The organism is Xanthovirga aplysinae, from assembly GCF_009711365.1.
Classification (GTDB): domain Bacteria; phylum Bacteroidota; class Bacteroidia; order Cytophagales; family Cyclobacteriaceae; genus Xanthovirga; species Xanthovirga aplysinae.
On record NZ_SMMB01000953.1, the window covers coordinates 1 to 5770 of the forward strand.

Consider the following 5770-nt stretch of genomic DNA (forward strand, 5'->3'; position numbering starts at 1 on the left):
TTTGAACTTCCAAGTGCTTCTCTTATATATAATATTTATGGTGGACCCACCTTCTACACTTTTCACTGAACAAAGCAGTCAACCATTCAGGAGGCCCAAAATCTCGTTTAACTTCTACTTAGTTTTTCACTATTGATTTACTCTTATAGGCCAGGGCAAATAACTTCATTTGTTTAATCATGGCCGCAAAACCATTTGATCTTTGAGATCCAATTACTTGCCCCATTCCGATCTTCTCAATAAAGTAAAGATCGCAATTAATGATATCATCTGCCTTTTGACCCGATAGAACCCTTATTAACAGGCTGATCAAACCTTTTGTAATTTCCGTATTACTGTCGGCAGAAAATACAATTTTGTCACCTTCCTGAGCGGTGGTTAACCAAACTTTCGATTGACAACCCTTTATCAGGTTTGTATCTATCTTGAATTGATCGTTTAAAGCAGGTAAATTTTGCCCCAGTTCCATGATATAAAATATCATGCTTTCACGATCCTCTCCAAGGATAGCAAATTCTTCAATAATTTGTTCTTGTATGTTGTTGATTGATGTCATTGCTTATTTCATCATTTTCACAATTCGATGCAGACCGTCTGAAAGTCTTTCTACTTCCTCCTTGGTATTATATATTGAGAAGGAAGCTCGTATTGTACCTTCAATTCCAAAAATCCCCATCAATGGCTGCGTACAATGGTGTCCTGTTCTGACGGCTATACCTTGGGCATCAAGCATCATCCCTATATCAAAATGGTGTAAACCTTCGATAACAAACGAAAGGACGGAAATTTTGTTTTTAGCCGTACCTATTGGCCTAAACCCTGGAATATCTTTCAATAATTCATACGCATAAGTCATTAGCTCGTTTTCATGGGCTGAGATATTTTCCTTACCTATTTCATTTATAAACTCAATGGCGGTTTTCAGACCAATTACATCTGCTATATTAGGGGTTCCAGCTTCGAATTTGTAAGGGATTTCGTTATAGGTTGTTTTTTCAAAGGTTACTTCCTTTATCATTTCTCCACCGCCCTGATAAGGGGGCATAGCCTCCAGTAGTTCTCTTTTTCCATAAAGTGCCCCTACACCAGTAGGGCCATATATTTTGTGCCCTGAAAAAGCAAAAAAGTCACAATCTAAACTCTGGACATCGATTTCCAGGTGAGATGAGGCCTGTGCTCCATCAAGCAATACTTTAGCGCCTACCTTATGAGCTCTTTCAATTATTTCTTTTACTGGATTAATAGTTCCTAAGGAATTGGAAACATACACAATGGAAACTATCTTAGTTTTTTCGCTTAAAAGCTTTTCATATTCTTCGAAAATAATTTCGCCCGCCTCATTGATCGGAATAATCTTTAAGGTAGCACCTTTTTCCTCACAAAGCATTTGCCACGGAACAATGTTGGAGTGATGTTCCATTGAAGAGATAATAATTTCATCACCTGCTTCCACGAATTTTCTTCCCCAAGAAGAGGCTACCAAATTAATTCCTTCTGTAGTACCTTTTGTAAAGATGATTTCCTCTGCTTCGGCAGCATTCAAGAAAGCTTTTACGGTTTTCCGGGTTTCTTCAAAAGCTGCTGTAGCTTTTTCTGCCAGTGTGTGAATCCCACGGTGAATATTGGCATTATAGCCTTTGTAATATTCACTGACAGCATTGATTACAGAATTTGGCTTTTGGGTTGTGGCTGCATTATCCAAATAAACCAAAGGCTTTCCATTTACCTCTTGATGTAAAACCGGAAACTCTGCTCTTACCTTTTTAAGGTCCAAAGTTTTGGTGGTAGTTTCTAATATGTCCTCTTTCAGATTGCTCATCTTATTGTCTTCTTTTTTGAATCCATGGATGATTACTTCGGTAGGCAAAGTTTTCAACCCATATTAAAATAAAAAGGTATTGAGTACTGAACAATGAGTCCATTCCCAATACCCATTATTAAGCATCCTTATTATATTAAACGTGCAATCGAGCTTCCAGAATTTCTTCTAATTTCTTTTTTAAAGGCTCGATTTTAATGTTTTCCAGTACGTCTTTGGCAAAAGCCTGTAATAACATAGCCTTAGCTGACTTTTTGTCTATACCTCTAGCTCTTAGGTAGAACAACTGTTCCTCATCTAACTGGCCAGTAGTACATCCGTGTGAACATTTTACATCATCTGCCCAGATCTCTAGCTGAGGTTTGGTGTACATGTTGGCCTTATCGGATATTATAATATTTTTGTTTGATTGGAAGGCATTGGTTTTTTGCGCATCCTGTCGGACAAAAATTCTTCCATTAAATACACCTGTTGATTTATCGTCCATTACCCCTTTGTAAAGTTCATTACTGAAGCAGTTAGGTTTTTTGTGGTCTACCATGGTATGATTATCCACATGCTGCTGATCCTTTAGGAGGTATAAGCCATACATGTGTGATTCACAATTTTCGGCATCCAGTACAATATTCAAGTTATTACGGACAACAGCTCCACTCAACGTAATTGTAATCGCATTGAAGGTGCTTTTGGCCGTTTGGTATACCTGTGTTGTCCCAATATGATAAGCATTTTCTCCATCAGCCTGAATTTTGTGGTAATTAACATAGGCATTTTCTCCTACCACTATTTCTGTTACACTATTGGTTAGGTTCCGTTCCTCTCCAATAGATTGGTAAGATTCAACGAAATTTACTTGACTATTTTCTCCTATCAGGAATAAATTTCGTGGATAAGAAACCGTCTGGGAGGAAGAGCTATCAGTGATGAAATAAAATATGATAGGTTTTTCAATAATTTTATTTTCAGCCACTTTTATAAAGGCTCCTTCTTGTGTAAATGCTGTGTTTAAAGCAGTGAAGGCATCCTCTGAAACATTCGCATATTTTGCAAAATGCTTCTCAAAGTCTTCCTTATGGGCCACCGCAGCTTCAGAAAGCTCAGTTACAACCAACTCATTGGCTGGGCTAATGATGTTTGAATGTTCTTTGCTGTACCGCCCATTTACAAAAACCAAAACATTTGCCTCAAGATCTTCAAGCATTATGCTTCCTAAAGCTGAAGAAGAAATTTTCACTTGCGGTGCTAAACTGTGACCTGCAAATTGTTTCTTTAGGACTTTGGTTATGTCGGTATATTTATAATATTCACTTTTTGCTCCTGGCAATCCAAGTTTTTCAAAAGCAGCAAAAGCAGCATTTCTGTTTTCATTTAAAACAGCATTATTTTTCGCCTCCACTTCCCGCTTTAGGGCTTCGAAGTTAGCCAGTAAAGTGTCTTTGATGTCTGCTTTATCAGCTATTTGACTCATGATATCCGATTTAAAATTTACTAGAAGGTTTGATCTGTTAATCGTTTTTTGAAGTAATTTTGCCGTTATACGGCTGATTCTTCTACTTCTTTAATAATCCAGTCATAACCTCTTTCTTCCAGCTCAAGAGCCAATTCTTTTGTGCCTGATTTTACAATCTTACCTTTATACAATACGTGGACAAAATCAGGGACAATATAATCCAACAATCGTTGGTAGTGTGTCACCACAATTGTGGCATTCTCTGGAGATTTCAACGTATTAACTCCGTTAGCAACCACTCTTAAGGCATCAATATCCAATCCAGAGTCTGTTTCATCTAGAATAGCCAATTTGGGCTCTAACATAGCCATTTGAAAGATCTCGTTTCTTTTTTTCTCTCCACCTGAGAAACCTTCATTTAATGAGCGGTTAAGCAAGCTTTGGTCAATTTCTACCAATTTCATTTTTTCTTTCATCGTTGAAAGAAATTCAACGGCATTTAAAGGCTCTTCTCCGTGGTATTCTCTGATTTGATTCAGAGCAGTTTTTAGAAAGTTAGTAGAACTTACCCCAGGGATTTCAATCGGATATTGGAAAGCAAGAAAAAGCCCTTCTCTGGCACGATCTTCTGGAGATAATTCAAGCAAATCTTTTCCAAGGAACTCAACGTTACCCTCATTAACATCGTATTCTTCTCTTCCTGCCAATACTGAAGCTAGGGTACTTTTACCGGATCCATTAGGGCCCATAATGGCATGCACTTCACCAGCTTTTACCTCCAGATTAATTCCCTTTAGAATTTGTTTTCCTTCAACAGATGCTTGTAAGTTCTTTATGCTTAACATTGTATATGTACAGAATTATTTGATTCAAAAAAATTGTAAAATAAAAATATACTGGTTCGAGGAAATTGGCTGAATTACTGTTTAAGAAGGTTGCAGGTGGATCAGTATTCTTAGGTTGTATTTTCAAAGCTGTATAACTAAGATTACTTTTCTATTTGCTTTTCCAATCTCTGAATTTCTAATTCGTAATAACCAATTTCTTCTTATTTCTTTTTAACCAACACTTCCTTCCAGGGTAAGAGCCAAAAGTTTTTGTGCTTCAACGGCAAATTCCATGGGAAGTTTGTTCAATACTTCCTTAGCGTAACCGTTCACAATTAACGCTACGGCATCCTCTGTATCTATTCCCCTTTGGTTACAATAAAAAATTTGATCTTCTCCAATTTTTGAAGTAGTAGCCTCATGTTCTACCTGTGCCGTTGGGTTTTGGGTTTCAATATAAGGGAAGGTGTGGGCACCACATTTATCACCCATTAATAAGGAATCACACTGGGAAAAGTTTCTTGCATTTTCTGCTCTTGGGAAAACTTTAACTAAACCTCTGTAAGAGTTTTGGCTTTTTCCTGCAGAAATACCTTTAGAAACGATTCTACTTTTGGTGTTTTTACCAATATGGATCATTTTGGTTCCGGTATCGGCTTGCTGGAAATTATTGGTGACCGCTACGGAATAGAACTCACCTACAGAGTTATCTCCTTTCAATATACAGCTTGGATACTTCCATGTTACTGCAGATCCGGTTTCCACTTGTGTCCAAGAGATTTTGGAGTTCTCTCCCGAACAAATACCTCTTTTAGTAACGAAGTTATATACTCCTCCTTTTCCTTCTTTATCGCCTGGGTACCAATTTTGTACCGTTGAATACTTCACCTCTGCATCCTTTGCAGCGTAAATTTCTACAACAGCGGCGTGAAGTTGGTTTTCGTCCCGCATTGGAGCAGTACAACCTTCCAGGTAACTCACGTATGATCCTTCATCGGCTATTATGAGGGTACGCTCAAATTGCCCCGTATTTGCAGCATTAATTCGGAAATAGGTCGAAAGTTCCATTGGACAGCGAACGCCTTTAGGAATGTAACAAAAAGAACCATCACTAAATACGGCTGAATTTAAAGCTGCGAAATAGTTATCATTTGCCGGGACAACCGATCCCATATACTTCTTGACTAAATCTGGATGCTCTTTTACAGCTTCGCTAAATGAACAGAAGATAATACCTAATTCTGCAAGTTTATCCTTAAAAGTGGTTGCGACCGACACACTGTCAATTACAGCATCTACAGCTACTCCTGTCAATCGTTTTTGTTCCTCAAGAGAAATACCTAATTTTTTGAAGGTCTCTCTCAATTCCGGGTCAATTTCATCTAAACTTTTAGGACTTACCTTTTGCTTTGGGGCAGAATAATAAATAATATCCTGATAATCTACAGGAGGATATTTTACATTAGCCCATTGCGGTTCTTCAAGGGTCAACCACTGTTTATACGCCTTTAATCTCCATTCCAGTAGCCATTCCGGTTCTTCCTTTTTGGCCGAGATAAATCGGATTATATCCTCATTGAGGCCTTTAGGGGCTGAATCGGTTTCGATTTTTGTTTCAAAACCATATTTATAGTCCGAACTGGTAAATTCTTCTAATATTTGGGCGTCTTTGCT

5 protein-coding genes are annotated in these 5770 nt (G+C 37.9%); all 5 read right to left on the reverse strand.

Annotated elements, in window-relative coordinates; translation table 11 throughout:
• Positions 1-118: 118 nt before the first annotated feature.
• On the reverse strand, positions 119-556 hold the full coding sequence (locus tag E1171_RS08865; protein WP_155205651.1) for a SufE family protein: 438 nt from the start codon (positions 554-556) through the stop codon (positions 119-121).
• Positions 557-559: 3 nt separating this feature from the next.
• A complete protein-coding gene (locus tag E1171_RS08870) occupies positions 560-1819 on the reverse strand; it encodes a SufS family cysteine desulfurase (protein ID WP_155205652.1) in 1260 nt (419 codons plus the stop codon).
• Between the two features lie 136 nt (positions 1820-1955).
• Entirely contained in the window at positions 1956-3287 is a 1332-nt protein-coding gene (sufD, locus tag E1171_RS08875) for a Fe-S cluster assembly protein SufD (RefSeq protein WP_155205653.1), read from the reverse strand.
• Between the two features lie 65 nt (positions 3288-3352).
• Entirely contained in the window at positions 3353-4114 is a 762-nt protein-coding gene (sufC, locus tag E1171_RS08880) for a Fe-S cluster assembly ATPase SufC (protein WP_155205654.1), read from the reverse strand.
• Positions 4115-4327: 213 nt separating this feature from the next.
• A partial coding sequence (gene sufB, locus E1171_RS08885) for a Fe-S cluster assembly protein SufB (protein WP_155205655.1) occupies positions 4328-5770 on the reverse strand: 1443 nt, incomplete at its 5' end.